The sequence below is a fragment of the Allobosea sp. 47.2.35 genome (genome assembly GCF_024655635.1).
Taxonomy (GTDB): domain Bacteria; phylum Pseudomonadota; class Alphaproteobacteria; order Rhizobiales; family Beijerinckiaceae; genus Allobosea.
Window position 1 is genome coordinate 38,525 of the sequence record NZ_JANLGI010000021.1, and the last position, 18,594, is coordinate 57,118.

Consider the following 18,594-nt stretch of genomic DNA (forward strand, 5'->3'; position numbering starts at 1 on the left):
TTGCCGAGATGACGGACGCCTCCCGTTCCGAAAGGGCTGGCGCCAAGCCTAGCGGGCTGCATCTGTCGCTGGCGCGGCGCATCGCGGCACTCGCCGCCGAGCGGCGCTGGCCAGCCGGCTTCCACCTGCGCGAGATGGAGATCGCCCGGGAATTCGAGGTCTCGCGCACGCCGGTGCGCGCCGCGCTCGGCGTCCTTGCCGGCCGGGGCCTCGTCGAGAACCGTACCAACCAGGGCTTCTTCCTGTCGCGCGACGGCGCCGAGCTGGAAACGGCGGAGCGCTCGCTGCCGGCGGCGCAGGAAGACGACGTGCTGCAGGCGATCCTGCGCGACCGCGAGGCCGGCCGGCTGCCCGAGCAATTGATCGAGACCGACCTGCTCGAAGCCTATGGAATCGGCCGCAGCGGCTTGCGCAAGGTTCTGCTCCGGCTCGCGGAGGATGGGCTGGTCAAGCGCCGGCGCGGCCATGGCTGGAGCTTCGTGCCTTCGCTCGCCTCGTCGCAGGCACGCGAGGAGAGCTACCGCTTTCGCCTGATCATCGAATGCATGGGCTTGCAGGAGCCCGGCTTCCGCGTCGACAGGCAGCAGTTCGCGCGCAGTCGGGCAGCGCATGAGGCCTTCATCGCCGACCTGCATCGCTCACCCTCGGTCGAGCGCTTCTTCGCGATCAATGCCGGCTTCCATGCCATGCTTGCGGCCTGCTCCGGCAACCGTTTCCTGCTCCAGGCGATGGAAGCGCAGAACGCGCTGCGACGGCTGACGGAATATGCCGATTACGGCGAACTCGATGCCGATGCCCTGCTCAAATCCTGCCGCGAGCACCTCGCGATTCTCGATGCGCTCGAACAGGGCGACATCAACTGGGCGGTGATCCTGATGCGCCAGCACCTGACCCGCCCCGCGCGAGAGGCGGCCTCTCCCGCGGAATAATACCCGTCGCTGCCACGCCTTTCCCGTTGCTTCCGCACGCTCGCTTGACATTGTATTTTTTCTGCAAATAATTCATTTCATCATCACCCAGCAGCGAGACCGACCGTGCCCGCCACCGCCGCCCGCCCCAATGATCTCGATGCGCATTGGATGCCCTTCACCGCGAACCGCCGCTTCAAGAGCGCGCCGCGGCTCTTCGTCGGGGCGGAAGGCAATTACTATCTCTCGTCGGACGGGCGCCGTATCCTCGACGGCATGGCCGGGCTGTGGTGCGTCAATGCCGGCCACGGCCATCCGCGCATCCGCGAGGCGATCAAGGCGCAGGCCGACGGGCTCGACTACGTCTCCTGTTTCCAGATGGGGCATCCCGACGCCTTCACGCTGGCGAACCGCATGGTCGCGATGCTGCCCGATGGCCTCGACCATGTCCTGTTCTCGAATTCCGGTTCGGAAGCCGTCGATACCGCCCTGAAGGTCGCACTAGCCTATCATCGCCAGCGTGGCGAAGGCGGCCGCTACCGCCTGATCGGGCGGGCACGCGGTTATCACGGCATGGGCTTCGGCGGCCTGTCGGTCGCCGGCATCAGCCGCCACCGCCGCGATTTCGGGCCACTTCTGCCCGGCGCCGCGCATCTGCCGCATACGCTCGACCTCGCGCGCAACGCCTTCTCGCGCGGCGAGCCGGAGCATGGCGTCGAGCTGGCCGACGATCTGGAGCGGCTCGTCCAGATCCACGACGCCTCGACCATCGCCGCCGTGATCGTCGAGCCCGTCGCCGGCTCCACCGGCGTGCTGCCGCCCCCGAAGGGCTATCTCAAGCGCCTGCGCGAGATCTGCGACAGGCACGGCATCCTCCTGATCTTCGACGAGGTGATCTCGGGCTTCGGGCGGCTGGGCGCCTCCTGCGCGTCGGAAGCCTTCGGCGTCACGCCTGACATGATCACCTGCGCCAAGGGCCTGACCAACGGCGCCGTGCCGATGGGCGCGACCGTCGTCGGCAAGCATATCTACGACGCCTTCATGACCGGGCCGGAATCCGCGATCGAGCTGTTCCACGGCTTCACCTATTCCGGCCATCCGCTGGCCTGCGCCGCCGGGCTCGCGACCTTGCAGGTCTATGAGGAGGAAGGGCTGTTCGATCGGACCCGCAAGATCGCGGGTCACTGGGAGCAGGCCGCGCATGCGCTGAAGGGCGCGCCGCATGTGATCGACATCCGCAATATCGGCCTCGTCGCCGCGATCGAGTTTGCGCCGCGCCCCGGCGGCCCCGGCCAGCGCAGCGCCGAATGCGCGGAGGCCTGCTACGAGGACGGTGTGCTCGTCCGGGCCGGCGCCGATCTGATCGTGCTGTCCCCGCCGCTGACGATCGAGCCCGACGAGATCGACCGGATCTTCGCCAGCATCCGCAAGGCGCTCGACACGATCGCCTGAACCATCAGGCCAGCCAACGGCTCATTGAAGAGAGGGCGGAATGCGCAAGGGGCACGGCGAGACCATCTCCTACTACCTGATGGGCCGCACGGCGATTTCCGCCTGCCGGGCCGACCAGCGCTTCTCCTATTGCTGCTACCTGCCCGAAAGCTACGAGGAGACCGGCACGCAGCGCTATCCGCTTGCCGTTCTCGTCCATGGCAGCCTGCGCGACGCGACGAACCTGCGCGACCAGTTCATCGATTTCGCCGAGGCCAATCAATGCGTGCTGCTGGCACCGCTCTTCCCCTGCGGGATCGAGGAACCCGGCGACACCCATAACTACAAGCGCATCCTCTATCGCGGCATCCGCTACGACGAGATCCTGCTCGCGATGATCGACGAGGTCGCCGGCCTCTATCGGCTGGAGACCGACAAGCTCTTGATGCACGGCTTCTCGGGCGGCGGCCAGTTCGTGCACCGCTTCTTCTATCTCTATCCCGAACGGCTTTCCGCCGTGTCGATCGGCGCGCCCGGCGTGGTGACGCTGCCCGATCCGGACAAGCCGTGGTGGCGCGGCACCGGCGACATGAAGGAGATCTTCGGGCGCGAGCCCAACCTCGCAGCGATGCGCGAGGTCGCCGTGCAGATGGTCGTCGGCGGCGACGATATCGAGACCTGGGACGTGACCGTCTCGCCGAAATCCCCGAACTGGATGGAGGGGATCAACGATACCGGTGCGACGCGGGTCGAGCGCCTGCGCTCTCTCGAAGCCGCCTTCCTGGAGCGCGGCCTCGCCGTGCGCTTCGATGTCGTGCCCGGCGTCGAGCATATCGGCTACCTCGTTCATCCCCCGGTGAAGGAGTTCTTCGCCGAAGTGCTGCGCCGCAGACGGGAATAGCGGCGGCAAGACCGACGTTTTCTGCGGAGACACCGGAAAGCCGGGCCCGCGCGTTGAAGGAGGAGAGACATGAAGCTTGGATGGCTCGCGGCCGTCGCCGCATTCGCTTGCCTCACGCCCGCCGCAGCACAGGAGCCGAAACCCGGCGGCGAATTGCGGGTCGCGATCTCCGGGGACATCACCAGCAGCGAACCCGGTGTGCGCCGCAGCGGCGATGCCGATACGGTGCTGCACCATGTCGTCGAGGCGCTGGTCGCCTATCGCGAGGACCTCAGCATCGCGCCGATGCTGGCCGAGAGCTACGCGATGTCGCCGGACGGGCGCAGCTACACCTTCAAACTGCGCGACGGCATCACCTTCCATAACGGCGCGCCGATGACATCCGCCGACGTCAAATGGAGCTGGGATCGCATGCTCGACCCGGCGACGCGCTGGCAGTGCCGCGCCTGGTACGACGGCACGCAGGACATGAAGGTCGAGGCGATCGAGACGCCCGATCCGAAGACCGTGGTGTTCCGGCTGGCGGCTCCGTCGGCGCTGTTCCTGCACTACGTCGCCAATATCCAGTGCATGACGGCGATCCTGCATCGCGATTCCGTCAATGCCAGCGGCGAATGGGTGAAGCCGATCGGTACCGGGCCCTTCGCCTTCACCGAATGGCGCAAGAACAGCTTCATCCTGCTGAATAAATTCGCCGGCTACAAATCACGAACAGAGCCGACGAGCGGCTATGCCGGAGCGCGCAAGGTCTATGTCGATCAGGTTCGCTGGATGGTCGTTCCCGACGACGCGACCCGGCGCGCCGGATTGCAGGCGCGGCAGATCGACTGGATCATCACCGACGTCGCGGATATCGCCGAACTGCGCGCGGCCAAGGGCATCAAGGTCGCGACGGCGCAGGGGCTGAGCTGGAATGTCCTGCTGATCCAGAACCGCGATCCACTTCTCGCCGATCCCCGAATCCGCAAGGCGCTGGCCCATGCGATCGACCTGAAGACGCTGGTCGAGAACCGGACGGATGGGCTGGGCAAGCCCAATCCCTCGGCGATCCCGACGACCAGCGGCAGCCACACCGCCGTGCATGACCAGGGCTACAAATACGACCCCGATCTCGCCCGCAAGCTGCTGAAGGAGGCCGGCTATGACGGACGGCCGATCAAGCTGCAGACCTCGCAGAAGCTGGTCCATCTCTACGACACTGCCATCATCCTGCAGGCGATGCTCAAGCAGGTCGGATTCAACGTCGAGCTCGACATGCTGGAATGGGCGACGCAGCTCGACCGCTACAGCAAGGGCAATTTCCAGCTCCAGTCCTTCCGCTTCACCGCGCGGTTCGAACCGTCGCTGAATTACAAGACCTTCGTCGGCTCGAAGGACGCCGACGCCGACAGCCAGTGGGAGGACAAGCGGGCGATCGAACTGCTGCTGGCCTCGGCGACCGAACTCGACCCCGCCAAAAGGCAGGCGATGTTCGACGAGATGCACCAGCGCATGATCGAGCAAGCGCCGATCATCAGCCTCTACAACACCCCGCTCGTCGAAGCCTCGACCGACCGCATTGCCGGCGTCGAACTCACCAACTCCGGCAAGACGCGCGCCTGGGGTGTCTGGGTCGCGAAGTAGGGAAAGCCGGCCGCATTCCTGACAAAGAGGCTGCGTCGGGAGTCCGCATGCTCCCGACGCAGCCCCGCCAGCCCATCAATCCATCTCGACCCCACGCGGCCCTTGCCGGATGAACGTGTCCGACGCCGCCGTTCTCACCTGCTCAGCCTCAGAAGCAGGACAGGCGCGGCGACGGGATCGGGGGAACCGCCTTGAAGCTGCCTTTGTGGCGAAGCGCGCTCAGCGCCACGCTCCTCGTCCAGGTTGTGAGCTCTTTTGCCGGCGCCGCCATCCCGCTCCTCGGCCCGCTCCTGACGCTGCGCTGGGGCCTCGCGCCCGAAAGCATCGGCTATGTCTCGGCGGTAGTCTCGGTCGGCATCTGCTGGTTCCTCGCCTGCGGCAATCCGATGCTGGATCATCACGGGCCGGTCCGGGCGCTGCAGATCGGCCTTGCCTTCGTCGCGGCCGGGCTTCTGCTGCTGTCGCAGCCCTTCGCGGTGATCGGCCTTGCCGGCGCGCTGCTTGTGGGGCTTGGGCTCGCGCCCAACACGCCTGCCGGCAGCCAGATCCTGATGCGCACGGCACCCGCCGATCACCGGACGCTCGTGTTCTCGATCAAGCAGGCCGGCGTTCCGCTGGGCGGCGCCATCGCCGGCTTTGCCGTGGCGCCGATGGTTCTGGGTTTCGGTTTCACCGGCGCGATCTGGGCCGTGGTCGCGGTCGTCCTGATCAGTGCGCTGGCCGTGCAGCCCTTCCGCAGGAGTCTCGATGCCGAGAAAGGAACGCAGAACCGGGCCTGGGCGCGGATGTTCCTGTCGCCCTCCTCGCTGTCGCGCTCGGCACGGGTGCTGAGCTCGCATGCCTCTTTGCCGATGCTGACGGCGCTTGGCGTCTCCTTCTCGATCACGCAGGCCTGCATCACCGCCTTCACCGCGACCTATATGGTGACGCGGCATGGCCGGACGCTGGCGGAAGCCGGCCATCTCGTCGCGACCTTGCTCGTCGCCAGCACCTTCGCGCGCATCTTCTTCGGCTGGCTGGCGGACCGGATGGGCGGCGGGCTGCATCTGCTCTGCCTGCTGGCCGTGGCGGCTGGCTCCGCCATCGCCCTGCTGATCGGCACGGCCGGCACCAGCCCCTGGCTGATCTATCTCTGCATGGCGCTGGTCGGGGCGACCTCGATGGGCTGGAACGGTGTCCACATGGCGGAGCTGGCGCGCGTGTCGCCGCCAGCCCTTATCGGCGACGTGACCTCGGGCGCGAGCCTGTTCGGCTTCGTCGGCTCGATCTGCGGGCCATTGGTCTTCGCGGTGATCGCAAACCGGACGGGCTCTTTCGACTGGCCGTTCCTGATGGTCGCCGGCCAGCTCGCGGTGTCCGGCGCCTTCGCGCTCTGGTATCTCCGGCGCCGCCCGTCGCTCTGACGCCACCCCGGATAACATCAGGTTATGCCTGATCCCGAATAAAGCATGAGAACAATGGCGGCAGGGCCTCTAGAGCTTGTCGGTGGAGAAGGCTCCGCAGCCGTTCCCAGAGAGAACTGATCACAGGCCCCATCAGGACATTGCCGATGCCTCGCCTCATCACCGTCGCCGCCGCACAACTGGGCCCGATCCAGCGAGCCGACAGCCGCAAAGAGGTCGTCGCGCGGATGATCGCGCTGCTCGAAAAGGCAAAGGCGCAGAGCGCGACATTCGTGGTGTTTCCAGAGCTCGCGCTCACCACCTTCTTCCCGCGCTGGTACCATGAGGACCGCGCCGAGGCGGACCAGTGGTTCGAGCGCAGCATGCCCGGACCGGAGACGCAGGCGCTGTTCGATCGGGCGCGCGAACTCGGCCTCGCCATGAGCTTCGGTTATGCCGAGCTGACGCCCGAGGGCCGGCATTTCAACAGCTCGATCCTGGTCGACCGCAGCGGCCGGATCGTCGCCAAGTACCGCAAGATCCACCTGCCCGGCCATGTCGAGTTCGACAGCGAGCGGACGCACCAGCATCTCGAGAAGCGCTATTTCGAGCCGGGCGATCTCGGCTTCCCGGTCTGGGAATTCGAGGGCGGGCTCTTCGGCATGGCGATCTGCAACGACCGGCGCTGGCCCGAGACCTATCGCGTCATGGGCCTGCAGGGCGTCGAGATGGTCGTGCTCGGCTACAACACGCCCTCAGCCAACTCGCAGTCGCCCAACGAGACGGCGGCCGACCGGCTGTTCCACCATCGCCTCTCGGTGCAGGCCGGCGCCTACCAGAATTCGACCTGGGTCGTGGCCGTCGCCAAGGCCGGCACGGAAGACGGACACCATCTCTTCGGCGGCACGCTGATCGCGGCGCCGGACGGCAAGATCGTCGGCGAACTCACTCATGAGGCGGACGACGTGCTCGTCCATCCCTGCGATCTCGACGAGACCCGCTTCGGCAAGGCGACGATCTTCGATTTCGCCAGGCATCGCCGCATCGAGCATTACGGCCTGATCACCGCACGCACCGGCGTCGGGGCCCCGCTCGGCAAGCCGGAGAGCGCCTGAGCGCGCTAGCGCAGCGCGCTCAGGCCGCTGACATGGCCGTGCGGTTCTGCAGGCGCGAGACCAGCCGCACGAAGGGCCAGAACATCAGGAAGTAGACGATCGCCGCCGCGATCAAGGGCGTCGGGTTGTAGAGCAGGCCCTGCGCCAGCTGGGCCGAGCGCAGCAGTTCCTGCAGCGCGACGGCCGAGGCGATCGAGGTCTGCTTCACCAGCTCGACCGTGTTGCTGATCAGGTCCGGCAGGACGTTGCGGGTGCCTTGCGGCACCACGACATGGATCATGCTCTGGCACCAGCTCAAGCCAGTCGAGCGGGCCGCCTCGCGCTGGCCCCTCGGCACGGATTCGATGCCGGCGCGGAAGATCTCAGCGAAATAGCTGGAGCCGTTCAGCGTCAGCGCCAGCACGGCGGCGGTGAACTCGTTCAGCTTCAGGCCGAGGAAAGGCAGGCCGAAGAAGATGAAGATCAGCAGCACCAGCGGCGGGATGGCACGCATCACATCGACATAGGCGATGAGCAGGAAGCGCAGCAGCCGGTTCGGCACGTCCTGCGCCATGGCGATGGCGACGCCTGAGAGCACCGCGAGCGGCACCGCAACCGCCGCCAGCGCCAGCGTCATCCAGAAGCCCTGCAGCAGCAGCGGCCAGACCTGCTTGATCACATCGATGTTGAAGAAGGTCGTAACGAGATCGTCCATCATGACCTCGGATGCGCATAGGCACGTTCGAGCCAGCGCGTGAAGCGCACGAAGGGCAGGAACAGGACGAGGAAGAGCAGCGCGCCGACGGTCAGCGCGGTCGGGTTGGCAACGTTGGACTGAATGCTGGAGGTGACATTGAGCAGTTCGGGCACCGCGACGACCGAGCCCAAGGTCGTGCCCTTGCTGATGCCGATGGCGCGATTGGTCAAAGGCGGGATCGAGATGCGCACCACTTGCGGCAGGATGATGTAGGCCAGCGTCTTGGTGAAGGAGAGCCCCGTCGAGCGGCCGGCCTCCCACTGCCCCTTCGGCACGGCATTGATGCCGGCCCAGAAGATCTCCTCGGCAAAGGCCGAGAGCACGATCGCCAGCGCCAGCACGGTCGCGGTCATCGGCTCCAGCACCAGCCCGAAATAGGGCAGCGCGAAATAGGCCAGCACGATCAGGACGAGCTGCGGGATCGCGCGGAAAAAGTCGATATAGAAGATGATCAGCCAGTTCAGCGGGCGGATACCGTAGAGCCTCAGGATCGCGAGCGCGAGGCCGAGCGGAATGCCGATCAGGATCGTCAGGACCGACATCTGCACGGTGATCAGGAAGCCGCGCAGGATGTCCGGCCAATAGGCCGCCATCAGCGAGAAATCGAAGAAATAACGGACGATCTGGTCCATCGGCGCCGTCAGCCGTGCGATCGCATGACGAAGTCGCGGATGCGCTGGTGCTGCGGGTTGACCAGGATCTCCTGCGGCGTGCCCTCGGCCAGGATCGCGCCATGATCCATGAAGACGACGCGGTCGGCGACATCGCGCGCGAACTTCATCTCATGGGTCACCACGATCATGGTCATGCCCATCTCCTTGGTGCGAACCATGACGTTGAGCACCTCGCCGACGAGTTCGGGATCGAGCGCCGAGGTCGGCTCGTCGAAGAGCATGACCTGCGGCTCCAGCGCCATGGCGCGAGCGATGCCGACGCGCTGCTGCTGGCCGCCGGAAAGCTCGGCCGGATAGGCATCGGCCTTATGGGCGAGGCCGACGACCTCGAGATGGCGACGGGCTTTCTGCTCCGCCTCCTCCTTGCTCAGGCCGACGACCTTGCGCAGCGCCAGCGAAACATTCCCCAGCGCCGTCTTGTGCGGGTAGAGATGGATGCCCTGGAAGACCATGCCGATACCGCGGCGCAAGCGGTCGAGATCGACCTTGGGGCCAGTGACCTCTTGTCCACCAACGCGGATTACGCCCGCCGTCGGCTCCTCCAGCCGGTTGATGCAGCGCAGGCAGGTGCTCTTGCCCGAGCCGGAGGAGCCGACGATCACGACGGCCTCGCCCTTGCCAACCTTGAGATCGATGCCGCTGAGAACCTCGACCTGGCCGAAGCTCTTGCGCAGCCCCTCAATCGACACGATCGTCTCAGGTGATGCCGCCGCCATCGCGGGCGCCGAACTCACTTGCAGGCGGCCTTGTGCGGCGTCGCGTCATAGCCCTCGAAGTCCGGCGCACCGATGCCTGGATAGACCTTGCTGCTGGAGGAATCGGCGGCCGGCTTCACGCCGAACCATTTCTCGTGGATCGTCGCCAGCGTGCCGTCGGTCTTGATGCATTCCAACGCCGCCTCGACCTTGGCGCGGAAAGCCGCATCCTCCTTGCGGAAGGCGAGGCCGAAATTGCGGCCACCATCGAGGACATAGGCGACTTCCGCCATCGGGGTCTGCGTCGAGACATAGCGCGTGACCGGCGTGTCGGCGACATTGGCGAAGGCGCGCCCGATCATCACCGCCTGCACGGCGTCGGCATTCTTGTTGTAGCGCTGAATCGTGTAGCCATACTTGGCCTCGTTATCGGTCAGCCACTTGTCGGAAATCGAGCCGTTGTTGACGGCGATGGCCTTGCCCTTCAGCTCCTCCAGATTGGCGATCTTGGCGCCCTTCTTGACGAGGAAGCCGAGGCCCGTCGGCATATAGGGCTCGCTGAACAGCATCTGCGCGGCGCGCTCGGTCGTGATGTTGGTCGGCGCCGGGATCATCTCGTAGCGCTTCGAAAACAGGCCGGCGAAGATCGCCGAGAAGTTGGAATCCGTGACCTCGACGCCGGGGCGGCCGAGCTGCTTCGCCAGCGCGACCGACATGTCATAGGTGAAACCGGTGGTCTCGCCGGCCGGCGTCTTGAAGCAGAACGGCGCGAAGCCGAGATCGCAGGCGACCTTCAGGTTCTCGCCCTGCGGATGGTCGGCATCCTGCGCCATGGCCGGCATGACAATCAGCGCCGAGAGAACGGCGCCTGCGGCGATGGCACGCGTCAGCTTGATCGAGTCGATCTTCATGATTCCCGCTCCCGTTGTCGTGGTGGTTACGCCGCGATGCCGCACCCCTCTCATGCAACAATCCGGCCATGCCCAAGGGGAGCCTAACAGCGCGGAATCATGCCCAGCCAATCATTTGTTGTCGGGTGCCCATAACCTGATGTTAAGCGCTGTCGCCGCCGTCCCCGCCCTGCCCGGCCGGCGGAGAGGGCACCAGCCCGCGCAATATCTCGACGAAGGCATTCGCGGTGCGCGAGAGGGGTTCGAAGCGCGGCGTCAGCAGGTGGGCGCGCACCCGCGTCTTCGGCGCGAGCGGGCGCGAGACCAGCTCCGGCCAGGTTCGCCCGCGCAGCACGAACTCGTCGACGACGGCGACGCCCGCCCCCGCCCGCACCATGGCGCAGGCGACCGGCGTGAAGCGCACGACCGTGCTGATCCTGAGCGGAGCCGATTTCAGCGCCAGCGCCCGGCCGACGATGTCGCCATAAGGCGTCTGCGGCCCGAAGCCGATCAGCGGATAAGGCACGAGATCGGCCGGGCGGACCACCCGCAACCGCGCCAGCGGATGGTCGCGGGGCATGATCACCATGAGCCGCCCCTCGGCGAGCACCTCCGTGTCGAGCGTCGGTTCGTCGACCGGTAGGATCGAGACGCCGAGATCGGCACGGCCGGCCACGACCTTGGCGACGACCTCCAGCAGGGTGAGAACCTCGAATTCGACGCGCAGGTCGGGAAAGCGCGCGCGCAAGCGGGCGATGGCGTCGGGCACCAGTGCCTGGCCGACGCTCGGGCTCGCGACGATCCGCACCGACCCCGTGCCCCGCTCGCGCAATTCGTCGGCAAGTTCATTGACCCTGACCACGCCCTGATGGACCTGATCGACCTCCTGGAACAGGCGCCGCGCTTCCGGCGTCGGCTGCACGCGGCCGCGCACGCGCTCGAACAGGCGTAGCGCCAACCGGTCCTCGGTATAGGCGAGCAGGCGGCTGATGGCGGGCTGCGAGACCGAGAGCAGGCGCGCCGCGCCGCTGATCGAGCCGGTGATCATGATCGCCCGGAACACTTCGATCTGCCGGAGATTGAGCCGCATGGGGATAACATCCGATTATGGTCGGCTGCATAATAAGCATGATCCATTTCACGCCTAGCGCTCTAAGCTCGGCTGCGCCGGGACCGACCGGCTGACATGGAACGAGGCCGGCCGATGAGACGCTTCCTGACGATTGGGGATGTCGAGGCCGCCGTCGCCGGCGGGTCGGTCTTCGCGGCGGGTGGAGGCGGCTGGGCCGACCATGGCCGCATGCTCGGCACGGCCGCGGTCAATACCGGCCGGCCCGAACTCGTCACCATGGACGAGATTCCCGACGACGCGATCATCGCCACGGCTGCCGCCATCGGCGCCCCCGGCGGCACGACCGAATGGGAGATGTGGGGCATAGACTACGTCAAGGCCGTGCAATTGCTGCAGGAGGCGCTGGGCAAGCCGATCTATGGCCTGATCATCGGCCAGAACGGCATGTCGAGCACGCTGAACGCCTGGCTGCCGAGCGCGATCCTCGGCGTGAAGGTGGTCGATGCCGTCGGCGACATCCGCGCCCATCCCACCGGGGACATGGGCTCGATCGGCCTCGCCAACAGCCCGGAAGCGACGATCCAGGTCGCGGTCGGCGGCAACCGCTCCAAGAACCAGTATATCGAACTGGTGACGCGCGGCGCGACCGCAAAGGTCTCGCCGATCCTGCGCACGGCCTCCGACATGTCGGGCGGCTTCATCGCCTCCTGCCGCAACCCGGTTTCAGCCGCTTATGTCCGCAAGAACGCGGCGCTCGGCGGCATCTCGATGGCACTGGCTTTGGGCGAGCGCATCCTCGCCGCCAAGCCGAAGGGCGGCAGCGCCGTGATTGATGCGATCTGCGACGAGACCGGCGGCTCGATCATCGCGCGCGGCACCGTCGCGAAGAAGGACGTGCGCTACACCAACGAGGCCTTCGACATCGGCACGATCCAGATCGGTACCGGGGCCACCGCCCGCGTCATCCATGTCATGAACGAATACATGGCGGTGACCGATCTCGACGGCGCCCGCCATGCCTGCTTCCCGGACGTGATCACCACGCTCGACAGCGACGGCCAGCCGGTCAGCTCCGGCCATGTCCGCGAGGGCATGGAGCTTTCGGTGCTGCGCGTGCCCAAGAGCAAAATCCCGCTCAGCTCCAGCGTGACCGACCCCAGCGTCTACCCGATCGTCGAGAAAGCGCTCGGCATGAACTTCACCGAGTATGCGCTCGGCCGCGAAGGCTGAACGCATTCCCCGCCGACCCCGCAGGATCAACCGGATACCCCACCATGAGCGATTTCGATCTCGTCCTTCGCGGCAATATCGTGCTGGCCGACCGGATCATCGAGGACGGCTACGTCGCCGTCAGCGGCGGCAAGGTCGGCAAGGTCGGCCAAGGCACGCCGCCCTCAGCCCGAGAGACACAGGATTTCCGCGGCCAGTGGATCATTCCCGGCGTGATCGACGGGCAGGTCCATTCCGGCAGCCAGGCCAATCACGAGGGCATCGGCATGTGCTCGCGGGCGGCGGCGGCCGGTGGCGTCACCGTGATGGTCGACATGCCCTATGACGAGCCGGAGCCCGTCACTAGCGCCAAGCTCTTCAACGAGAAGGTCGCGGTGGTCGAGCGCGATGCCCATGTCGATGTCGCGCTCTACGCCACGATCACCGTCGAGAACGGCCTGCATGCCATTCCGGGCCTCGTCGAGGCCGGCGCCTGCGCCTTCAAGTTCTCGACCTTCGAGGCCAACCCGACGCGCTTCCCGCGCATCGGCGACGACACGCTCTACGAGGCCTTCAAGCTGATCGAGCCGACCGGCCTGCTCTGCGGCGTCCATAACCAGGACCAGGAGATGACAAGGCGCAACATCGCCCGGCTGATTGAGGCGGGCGATACCGGGCCGGACGCCTTCCTGCGCGCCCATCCTCCGCTGGTCGAGAACCTCGCCACCGCCCGCATCTACGAGATCGGGGCCGAGACGGGCGCACGGGCGCACGCAGTCCACGTCTCGACCTCACGCGGCTTCGAGATCTGCAACATGTACAAGCAGGCCGGCTACAAGGCGACGGCCGAGAGCTGCGTGCAGTATTTCATGCTCAATGCCGAGGAGCACGGCCCGCGCTTCGGCGCCAAGATCAAGCACTACCCGCCGATCCGCCCGAAGGCCGAGAGTGACCTGCTCTGGAGCCATCTCGCCGCCGGCCATTGCGACTTCATCTCGTCGGACCACGTCTCCTGGGGGCTGGAGAAGAAGGGCGACCCGATGATCTTCAAGAACACCTCGGGCGGGCCGGGCATCGAGACCCTGCTGCCGGCGCTCTGGACCGGCTGCGAGGAGCACGGTCTGTCGCCGACCATCGTGGTGAAGCAGCTCTGCGAGGGGCCGGCCAAGGCCTTCCTGCTCGCCGACAAGGGGCGGCTCGAAGCCGGCGCCGATGCCGACATCACCGTGCTGGAGCCCGGCCGCTTCATCCATGATCCCAGCAAAAGCTTGTCGGCGGTGAAATGGAGCTCGATGGAGGGCCGCGAATTCCGCGTCCGCGTCGCCGCCACCTATGTGCGCGGCCAGCTCGCCTGGGACGGCAAGGAGATCCGCAACAAGGCTGGCGACGGCCGCTTCCTGCGGCCGGCGGCCTGAGCGCCATGTCGATCGATCAGGACCGGCTCTGGCGCCGCATAGAGGCGCTCTCCGCCATCACCGACCCGGAGCGCCCGTGGACGCGCCGCTCCTTCACCCCGCGCTTCCTCGAAGGGCGGGAATGGCTCGCGGCGGCGTTCCGCGAGGCCGGGCTGGAAACGGAGCTCGATGCGGCCGGCAACCTGATCGGCCGGCTTGCCGGCGCCGATCCGAGCCTGAAGCCGATCCTGATCGGCTCGCATTCCGACACCGTGCCCTCGGGCGGGCGCTATGATGGCATCCTCGGCGTTCTCGCCGCATTGGAAGTCGCGCAGAGCTTCAGCGAGCGCGGCGACCGGCTGCGCCACACGCTGGAGGTCGTCGATTTCCTGGCGGAGGAGCCAAGCGAGTTCGGCCTCTCCTGCATCGGCAGCCGCGCGCTCGCAGGCACCTTGAGCGAGGAGCATCTCGCGCTGCCCCGCCCCGACGGCATGACCTTGCGCGAAGGCATCGCGTTCGTCGGCGGACAGCCGAATGAGCTGGCCTCCGTCCAGCGGCCGGCAGACGGCATCGCGGCCTATGTCGAGGTCCATATCGAGCAGGGCCGCGTGCTGGAGAACGAGCGCATCCCGATCGGCATCGTCACCGACATCGTCGGCATCCGCCGCGAGCGCATCATCGTCACCGGCCGGGCCGACCATGCCGGCGCGACGCCGATGCCGCTGCGGGCCGATGCGCTTGTCGGCGCGGCGAAGCTGATCGAGACCGCCTACAAGCGCGCGCTCGCGACTTCGCGCGACAACCAGCCGCTCGTCGCCACCTTCGGGCGCATCGAGGTCAGCCCGAACGCGGCGAACGCCGTGCCGGGCGAGGCCGTGCTGACGCTCGAAGTCCGCTCCGGCAACGAGGCAGCGGTCAAGGCCTTCGGCGAGACGCTGGTGCGCGATCTGCGGCCTGCTTTGGAAGAATTGCGTCTTACGATCGCGGTCGAGCCGATCAGCCATGTCGCGCCCACGGCCTGCGCGCCAGAGGTCCGCGCGGCCATAGCCAATGCCTCGGCCGCGCTCGGGCTCGCCACGCGCGACCTGCCGAGCGGCGCCGGGCATGACGGCGTCCATATCGCCTTTATCGGACCGGTCGGCATGATCTTCGTGCCCTGCCTTGAGGGCCGCAGTCATGCGCCGGAGGAATCGATCACACCGGATCAGGCCGGCGACGGCGCCCGCGTGCTGGCCGAGACGGTGCGCCTGCTCGACGCGCAATTGGGCTGAGCGCGATGGACTGGGCCGCGAGCGATCTCGGGGAGCGCGATCTCTACAAGCTCCTCGTCAACACGGTGCTGCCCCGGCCGATCGCACTCGTCACCACGGTCGACAAGAAGGGCCGCGCCAATGCCGCGCCCTTCAGCTTCTTCAACGTGTTCAGTCATGCGCCACCACTGGTCGTGCTCGGCATCGAGGGCCGCAGCGGCACCGAACCGCTGAAGGACACGATGCGCAATATCCGCGAGACCGGCGGCTTCGTCGTCAATCTCGTCGATCGGGCGATGGTCGCGGCGATGCAGGTCTGCGCCATCGACTTCCCGTCCGAGATCGACGAGATCGCGGCGGCTGGGCTCGATACCGTCGCGAGCGTCAAGGTCGGAGCGCCCCGGCTCGCCGCCTCGCCCGTCCAGCTCGAATGCCGCGAGACGGTGTCGCTCTCGTTCGGCACCAAGCACCGCAATCTCGTCATCGGCGAGATCGTCCATCTCCATATCCGCGACGGCATCGTCGACGAGCGTCTGCATGTCGATATCGACAAACTCGATCTCGTCGGCCGCCTGCATGGCTCCGACTGGTATATCGGGCTCGGCGACCGCTTCCAGGAACCGCGCCAGACATTGGACGGCTGGCGCGAGCGGACACGGTCCACCATCCCTGAAGGAGAGATGTCGTGAGCGGCACGATCTACGTCATCAACCCGAACTCGACCGAGCGCGTGACCCGCGAGATCGACATCGCCGTCGCGCCGCTGCGCATGGAGGGCGGCCCCGCCATCGAATGCCTGACGCTGGCGGACGGGCCGCCCGGCATCCAGTCGCAGCGCGATGTCGACGGGCTGATCCCTGCCCTGCTCAAGCGGGCAGCGGGCCTCGAAAACGAGGCTGCAGCCTTCGTCGTCGCCTGCTTTTCCGATCCCGGCATGCACGCCTTGCGCGAGCAGAGTACGAAGCCGGTGCTCGGCATCGCGGAATGCGGCGTGCTGACGGCGCTGACGCTCGGCCAGCGCTTCGGCATCGTTGCGATGCTGCAGAATTCGATTGCGCGCCATCTGCGCTATCTCGGCGCCATGGGCATGATGAGCCGCTTCGCCGGCGACCTGCCGGTCAACCTCACCATCGCCGAGATGGCCGATGACGACCTCACGCTCGGCCGCATGATCGCCGTCGGCAAAACCCTGCGCGACACGCATCATGCCGACGTGCTAGTGATGGGCTGCGCCGGCATGGCGCGCTTCCGCGATGCGCTCGAGCGGGAACTGGGACTGCCTATCGTCGAGCCGACGCAAGCAGCGGTGACGATGGCGATCGGGCGCGTCAGGCTGGGCTGGACGGCTGCCCTTTTTGATGAAGGCTGAGACATGTCCTCCGGACATGTCGAGGAACGCACCGTTCGAAAAGAAGGGCTCATGCCGTGGGCGGAGAATCCACTAACTCGCCCAACAACAAGCCCTCCTGCCCGGGATTATCGACTAAAGAGAGCCATCGGTAGAACGAAGGCTACCAACAGCAGTCCGACCAGTGCAGCACGCGTCCAAACGCTGAAAATTCGAGTGCCCGCGAGCATTCCTTCCCCCTCCGCATGCCTAAATAAGAGGTGACCATACGTCAGATGGAATCTCAATAACCTGCGCTAGATGTTCACAGCAAACATTTGAGGGCCGCCCGATCGCACCGTAGTATTTTTCGCGGCGGCTCAACTTTGGGACGCCTCGCTCATTGAAGCCTTGAAAAACACCACTTAAAAAGCGTGTTTCACAGCGGAATCTTGTCGCGGCCAGCTACCTATCGGCATCATCTCCGCGCAGAATTACGACACGAATCGAATGTGACGCATGTGTAGCGTTGATTGATTGGGTCGCGGATGCCCTCAATGAGGCGAATGAACTGGCGGCCCGCCAGCGTGCGAGATCATCAATGCGATCTCCTACGTTGTCCACCGGGAGGCGCAGCTTGGCGCTCTTCGCTTAGTGGCCCGCCACCCAAGGCCATGACTTTTCGCGGCTTGCGGCCCGCTAGTTATTTCCTGTATTTATCAGACGCGCAGTTATCTTGTCGTCACCAAGCGCGACAACACCCTTGACCGGGCAAGGAGTGCCGAGCATCACGTCCGCTGAGAAAAAAGGCCAACGCGCGCGTGGCTTTATGCAGCTAGAGCGGCGCTAGAAATCACTGAGGATGAAGATGGGATACGGCGCGATAGTCGCGATCGCGTTCATCAGCTCGCTTGGACCCGAAGCCCCCGGCTGGCTTTAGTGGCGAGTCCCAGCCTAAGCGATAACGAAGCAGTGGTGAGGCAGAAAACCAACTGACCGCGCCAAATGGATGGTTAACGTAGAGTTAATTTTGTGCTAGCCGTAACGGCATGATAGCGCAGATTTTAGATCCCCGTGCCGCCTGGGCCGTCACAATGGCAATCGTAGCCATCACTCTTGGCGTGTGCGCCTTGATTGGCTGGCGGAATGAGCGCCGGCTCAATCCCTCGACAGACGAAGCTGCAGCTTCAGTTGCTACTCGCAAGATGCCGACACCCCAGCGCCAACCCCGAAGCTTTGCGGCCACCCCCGGGAATATGAACAAGCCTTGGGCGTAATCGATAATCTCGTCTAAGTAATTGCCTTTAAATTTCCTAGTTTAAGACTCTTGTGGTTATGGATGCGAAGCGTTTTTATAAGAGATCAATCACGGAAGATGGCTCTAGCCGCCGGCTGGATCGTGTTGGCGATCATCATCTGGGCGTCTGTCTCTTCAATTGATAAACGACCGGATTCCGGACTTAGCGTTAATTTGGAGCGAGAACTGGCTTTCGCGCTGCTTGGCATGTTCTTCGCGATCGCCGCTAGAATGCCTATCCTGATCGTCTTCCTGTACATGCTCGCATTCACAGCAAGCCTCGAAACGCTACAGGAGTATGTACCCGGGCGCCACGGTCGCGTGGAGGATTTCATTGTGAAATCCCTTGGCTTAGCGGTTGGAATGACGATAGGCGTGATGATCAAGGCTTGGGCCGACCGGGCGCGTGGAGCCCTACCCTGATCGGCGCGCCAATACACTTCCGGCTCGCAATCAAAGAGCTCGAGAAATATCGCGATGCAGATCAAGGCGTGACTGCAGTCCTTGCCGCTGACTGAGAAGTATCGGCAAGGCCGTCGGCGCAGAGTTCTCCACAGTCACCATGTTTTGCCATGGATCTCGGCATACGATCTGCTACGGAAAGATTTAAAAGCACGCGGGGTAGCGTCGTGGATTGATCCGCCCCCGCCGAGAGGTCCAAGGCGATTGTTAGTGGACGGTTGGCCTCGA

17 protein-coding genes are annotated in these 18,594 nt (G+C 65.6%); 12 read left to right on the forward strand and 5 right to left on the reverse strand.

The genetic code is table 11. From position 1 onward, the window contains the following. The first annotated feature begins 8 nt into the window (after positions 1-8). The 6 genes from NUV79_RS21235 (at position 9) to NUV79_RS21260 (ending at position 7,360) form a co-directional block, all read left to right on the forward strand. Positions 9-929, forward strand: coding sequence for a GntR family transcriptional regulator (locus NUV79_RS21235; RefSeq protein ID WP_257735060.1), 921 nt, complete (start codon positions 9-11; stop codon positions 927-929). Between the two features lie 105 nt (positions 930-1,034). Further along, positions 1,035-2,360 (forward strand): omega-aminotransferase AptA, encoded by a 1,326-nt coding sequence (aptA, locus tag NUV79_RS21240; RefSeq protein ID WP_465246827.1) that lies wholly within the window; start codon positions 1,035-1,037, stop codon positions 2,358-2,360. A 40-nt stretch (positions 2,361-2,400) separates the two neighbouring features. Beyond that, positions 2,401-3,240 carry an alpha/beta hydrolase gene (locus NUV79_RS21245; RefSeq protein ID WP_257735061.1) on the forward strand — a complete coding sequence of 280 codons (840 nt, stop codon included), beginning with the start codon at positions 2,401-2,403 and terminating at the stop codon, positions 3,238-3,240. Positions 3,241-3,309: 69 nt separating this feature from the next. Beyond that, positions 3,310-4,863: an ABC transporter substrate-binding protein gene (locus tag NUV79_RS21250; protein WP_257735062.1), complete on the forward strand. Its 1,554-nt coding sequence runs from the start codon at positions 3,310-3,312 to the stop codon at positions 4,861-4,863. 191 nt (positions 4,864-5,054) lie between these two features. After that, positions 5,055-6,266, forward strand: a complete 1,212-nt coding sequence (locus NUV79_RS21255) for an MFS transporter (RefSeq protein WP_257735063.1) — start codon at positions 5,055-5,057, stop codon at positions 6,264-6,266. 146 nt (positions 6,267-6,412) lie between these two features. Further along, entirely contained in the window at positions 6,413-7,360 is a 948-nt protein-coding gene (locus NUV79_RS21260; protein WP_257735064.1) for an N-carbamoyl-D-amino-acid hydrolase, read from the forward strand. Positions 7,361-7,379: 19 nt separating this feature from the next. Here the strand turns inward: NUV79_RS21260 and NUV79_RS21265 are convergent, their stop codons facing one another. The 5 genes from NUV79_RS21265 to NUV79_RS21285 all read right to left on the reverse strand — a co-directional run bounded on the left by NUV79_RS21265 (position 7,380) and on the right by NUV79_RS21285 (position 11,445). After that, positions 7,380-8,054: an amino acid ABC transporter permease gene (locus NUV79_RS21265; RefSeq protein WP_257735065.1), complete on the reverse strand. Its 675-nt coding sequence runs from the start codon at positions 8,052-8,054 to the stop codon at positions 7,380-7,382. Continuing rightward, positions 8,054-8,728: an amino acid ABC transporter permease gene (locus NUV79_RS21270; protein ID WP_257735066.1), complete on the reverse strand. Its 675-nt coding sequence runs from the start codon at positions 8,726-8,728 to the stop codon at positions 8,054-8,056. Before NUV79_RS21270 ends, NUV79_RS21265 begins: the two co-directional genes overlap by 1 nt. An 8-nt stretch (positions 8,729-8,736) precedes the next feature. Then, entirely contained in the window at positions 8,737-9,486 is a 750-nt protein-coding gene (locus NUV79_RS21275) for an amino acid ABC transporter ATP-binding protein (RefSeq protein ID WP_257735067.1), read from the reverse strand. A gap of 14 nt (positions 9,487-9,500) precedes the next feature. Further along, the gene (locus NUV79_RS21280) at positions 9,501-10,376 is read right to left on the reverse strand and encodes a substrate-binding periplasmic protein (RefSeq protein WP_257735068.1); all 876 of its coding nucleotides are present in this window, start codon (positions 10,374-10,376) and stop codon (positions 9,501-9,503) included. A gap of 142 nt (positions 10,377-10,518) precedes the next feature. Next, on the reverse strand, positions 10,519-11,445 hold the full coding sequence (locus tag NUV79_RS21285; RefSeq protein ID WP_257735069.1) for a LysR family transcriptional regulator: 927 nt from the start codon (positions 11,443-11,445) through the stop codon (positions 10,519-10,521). Positions 11,446-11,559: 114 nt separating this feature from the next. On the opposite strand from NUV79_RS21285, the gene NUV79_RS21290 reads away from it, so the two are divergent. The 6 genes from NUV79_RS21290 to NUV79_RS21315 all read left to right on the forward strand — a co-directional run bounded on the left by NUV79_RS21290 (position 11,560) and on the right by NUV79_RS21315 (position 18,327). Continuing rightward, entirely contained in the window at positions 11,560-12,657 is a 1,098-nt protein-coding gene (locus NUV79_RS21290; RefSeq protein ID WP_257735070.1) for a DUF917 domain-containing protein, read from the forward strand. Positions 12,658-12,701: 44 nt separating this feature from the next. Then, positions 12,702-14,051: a dihydroorotase gene (locus NUV79_RS21295; protein ID WP_257735071.1), complete on the forward strand. Its 1,350-nt coding sequence runs from the start codon at positions 12,702-12,704 to the stop codon at positions 14,049-14,051. A gap of 5 nt (positions 14,052-14,056) precedes the next feature. Further along, complete coding sequence (locus NUV79_RS21300) at positions 14,057-15,301, forward strand: Zn-dependent hydrolase (RefSeq protein WP_257735072.1); 1,245 nt, start codon at positions 14,057-14,059, stop codon at positions 15,299-15,301. Positions 15,302-15,306: 5 nt separating this feature from the next. Beyond that, positions 15,307-15,969, forward strand: coding sequence for a flavin reductase family protein (locus tag NUV79_RS21305; RefSeq protein WP_257735073.1), 663 nt, complete (start codon positions 15,307-15,309; stop codon positions 15,967-15,969). Next, a complete protein-coding gene (locus NUV79_RS21310) occupies positions 15,966-16,649 on the forward strand; it encodes an aspartate/glutamate racemase family protein (protein WP_257735074.1) in 684 nt (227 codons plus the stop codon). Before NUV79_RS21305 ends, NUV79_RS21310 begins: the two co-directional genes overlap by 4 nt. 1,360 nt (positions 16,650-18,009) lie before the next feature. Beyond that, positions 18,010-18,327 carry a VanZ family protein gene (locus NUV79_RS21315; RefSeq protein ID WP_257735075.1) on the forward strand — a complete coding sequence of 106 codons (318 nt, stop codon included), beginning with the start codon at positions 18,010-18,012 and terminating at the stop codon, positions 18,325-18,327. Positions 18,328-18,594 lie beyond the last annotated feature (267 nt).

Bases quoted from the DNA above. Each gene is read 5' to 3' on its own strand.
- NUV79_RS21235 (WP_257735060.1), top strand. From the start codon at position 9: ATGACGGACGCCTCCCGTTCCGAAAGGGCTGGCGCCAAGCCTAGCGGG.
- NUV79_RS21245 (WP_257735061.1), top strand. From the start codon at position 2,401: ATGCGCAAGGGGCACGGCGAGACCATCTCCTACTACCTGATGGGCCGC.
- NUV79_RS21250 (WP_257735062.1), top strand. From the start codon at position 3,310: ATGAAGCTTGGATGGCTCGCGGCCGTCGCCGCATTCGCTTGCCTCACG.
- NUV79_RS21260 (WP_257735064.1), top strand. From the start codon at position 6,413: ATGCCTCGCCTCATCACCGTCGCCGCCGCACAACTGGGCCCGATCCAG.
- NUV79_RS21265 (WP_257735065.1), bottom strand. From the start codon at position 8,054: ATGGACGATCTCGTTACGACCTTCTTCAACATCGATGTGATCAAGCAG.
- NUV79_RS21270 (WP_257735066.1), bottom strand. From the start codon at position 8,728: ATGGACCAGATCGTCCGTTATTTCTTCGATTTCTCGCTGATGGCGGCC.
- NUV79_RS21275 (WP_257735067.1), bottom strand. From the start codon at position 9,486: ATGGCGGCGGCATCACCTGAGACGATCGTGTCGATTGAGGGGCTGCGC.
- NUV79_RS21280 (WP_257735068.1), bottom strand. From the start codon at position 10,376: ATGAAGATCGACTCGATCAAGCTGACGCGTGCCATCGCCGCAGGCGCC.
- NUV79_RS21285 (WP_257735069.1), bottom strand. From the start codon at position 11,445: ATGCGGCTCAATCTCCGGCAGATCGAAGTGTTCCGGGCGATCATGATC.
- NUV79_RS21290 (WP_257735070.1), top strand. From the start codon at position 11,560: ATGAGACGCTTCCTGACGATTGGGGATGTCGAGGCCGCCGTCGCCGGC.
- NUV79_RS21295 (WP_257735071.1), top strand. From the start codon at position 12,702: ATGAGCGATTTCGATCTCGTCCTTCGCGGCAATATCGTGCTGGCCGAC.
- NUV79_RS21300 (WP_257735072.1), top strand. From the start codon at position 14,057: ATGTCGATCGATCAGGACCGGCTCTGGCGCCGCATAGAGGCGCTCTCC.
- NUV79_RS21305 (WP_257735073.1), top strand. From the start codon at position 15,307: ATGGACTGGGCCGCGAGCGATCTCGGGGAGCGCGATCTCTACAAGCTC.